We start from the raw sequence: 1935 nt of genomic DNA, 5'->3' as shown, positions 1-1935 counted from the left end.
GGCGGCGGCGATCCGCTCGAGACGATCGAGCTGCGTTTTTTAGACGCAGAGACCGCAGCGAACTACTGCCGGCGCCATGGATTGGACTTCTCGCTCCATGGCGCGCCGGGTCGCCAGCATCCGCTTCCCAGTCGCCTGCCAGCGGAACCGACGCCGGTGGTGTGCTACTGGCCAACAGGTCCGCACGCACGGTGCTGCGGCCGCTATCCGGCCGCGCTTGAAAACGCCTTGGGCTCGGGAAGCGCGGTTGGCGTCGGGATGATGGCATTTTCACATTCACCCATGATCAGAGGAGACGATTGATGCGAAAAATTCGTACAGCCGTCCTGGTCGGCGTGGCGGCGGTCGCCGCCATCGGTACCGCGCTGGCGGCGAGCCATGGCAACCATGTTATGAAGGTCGGCCTGCCGGTCGGTACGGTCGCGCGCATAGAATATGAGGGAGATGTCGCGCCCAAGGTGACGGTCACGCCTGCCTGGAGCGTTGCACCAATCACCTGGCTCGATCCATTCGAGCCGGGCTCATTAGCTCTGTTCGATCGCATCGCGGCCGACATGGACCGGCAGAGCGACCTGATGATGCGTCAGGCTCGCGCCTTGCCGCTCCCGGCAATGGCCGATGACGGGAAGATCGACCTGACGGCGTTGCGCAGCCTGCCTCCGGGGACCGTCAGCTACAGCTTCGTCTCGACAATCAACGGCGGAAGCACCTGCAGCCGCAGCCTTCAGGTCACCTCGCTTGGCTCGGGGCAGCCACCGAAGGCCGTGTCTAACAGCTCGGGTGACTGCCACGCAGCGCGGCCGGCAACTGCCTAGCACCCGAACCGAACGGACGCAATGCGCCGCACATGACGCAGCCTCCGTCGACCATCCCGGCCGCTAATTCAAAGCCACCTGAGTCATAAGGGAGCGGCGTGGGCGCCGCTCCCTTTACTAGTTTTCCGTTGCTTGACCCATGCACATATCACCCAGCATCCTTTCCTCCTTTATCACCCTGCTCGTCACCATCGGTCCGATCGAGACGGCGGTGGTCTTCGCCGGCCTGACGGCCGGAATTCACCGCAGCGAGCGGATCAGTCTCGCCTCGCGCTCGGTCACGATCGCCGCTGGCGTGCTGCTGCTGTTCGCTGTTGCGGGCGGCGTCGTTCTTTCGCTCCTGCATATCTCGCTGCCCGCATTTCGGGTGGCTGGCGGCGTGCTGCTGTTTCTGCAGGCCTTGACGCTCACCTTCTCAAGTCCTGGACTCTCATCCATCAGCGAAGGCGAGCGCCGGGAAGCCGAAGAGCCCGGCGATATCGCGGTCTTCCCAGTGGCGTTTCCCTTGATCGCGGGCCCCGGAAGCCTTTCGGCCGCCGTGCTCGTCATGGGCCGCACCGAGAACTGGATCGAGGGCGGCAGCGTGCTCGCGATGATCATGGTTTGTATGCTGTCGACCTGGCTCGCGATGCTCGCGGCCGACCGCCTTGTCCTGCTGCTCGGCAGCACTGGTGCCGACGTCGTCGGCCGCATTTCCGGCGTGCTTCTCGCCGGCCTCGCTGTCCAGTTCGTCTTCGACGGTCTCGCGGCCGCGCCGTTCCTGGCCAGTTGAATCCGCCGCTATGCGGCCTCGTCGAGCACCCGAAGAACTCGATCGAGCATGGCGGCGTTGGAAGCGGCCTTGGGCATTTCGCGGCGGGCGAAGCGCTGAAGCGGTGCGAGGTCCCGCTGCGGCAGCCGCAGCGTGATCAGGCTTTGCCCCAACTCATCCCGAGGTACGCGCTGCGCTGCCTTGCCCGATTTTAGGAAATGATCGAGGAGTCGCTTGCGGTCGGCAAAACTCCAGCCCAGCGCTTCCAGCTCATCGGGTGGCACCGACAGCAGGGCGAGCGCGAATTCCATGATGTCGTCGAAGGCGAGGACGAGGCGGACCGTCCGTCCGCCCCGCCCGCGCCAGCGC

Annotated in this window: 3 protein-coding genes and 1 pseudogene; 3 read left to right on the top strand and 1 reads right to left on the bottom strand. The window is 65.2% G+C overall.

The window, feature by feature from the left end; genetic code table 11:
• The 3 genes and pseudogenes from LH128_RS34815 to LH128_RS27405 all read left to right on the top strand — a co-directional run.
• Nucleotides 1–303: pseudogene (locus tag LH128_RS34815) on the top strand (hypothetical protein); the annotation flags it as partial.
• The gene (locus tag LH128_RS27410; RefSeq protein ID WP_008832957.1) at nucleotides 303–815 is read left to right on the top strand and encodes a hypothetical protein; all 513 of its coding nucleotides are present in this window, start codon (nucleotides 303–305) and stop codon (nucleotides 813–815) included. The pseudogene LH128_RS34815 and the gene LH128_RS27410, both read left to right, overlap by 1 nt.
• A gap of 139 nt (nucleotides 816–954) precedes the next feature.
• Nucleotides 955–1587 carry a MarC family protein gene (locus LH128_RS27405; protein WP_008832956.1) on the top strand — a complete coding sequence of 211 codons (633 nt, stop codon included), beginning with the start codon at nucleotides 955–957 and terminating at the stop codon, nucleotides 1585–1587.
• Between the two features lie 8 nt (nucleotides 1588–1595).
• Here the strand turns inward: LH128_RS27405 and LH128_RS27400 are convergent.
• Nucleotides 1596–1935 (bottom strand): hypothetical protein (locus tag LH128_RS27400; RefSeq protein ID WP_008832955.1); only part of this gene is annotated, 340 nt, incomplete at its 5' end.

The organism is Sphingomonas sp. LH128, assembly GCF_000293195.2.
GTDB classification, from domain to species: Bacteria; Pseudomonadota; Alphaproteobacteria; order Sphingomonadales; family Sphingomonadaceae; genus Novosphingobium; species Novosphingobium resinovorum_A.
The sequence above is the reverse complement of the archived record's forward strand: the minus strand, read 5'-3'. Positions and strand labels throughout refer to the sequence as shown.

What these genes read in the sequence shown, in the direction of transcription:
- LH128_RS27410 (WP_008832957.1), top strand. Translation starts at nt 303, where the DNA reads ATGCGAAAAATTCGTACAGCCGTCCTGGTCGGCGTGGCGGCGGTCGCC.
- LH128_RS27405 (WP_008832956.1), top strand. Translation starts at nt 955, where the DNA reads ATGCACATATCACCCAGCATCCTTTCCTCCTTTATCACCCTGCTCGTC.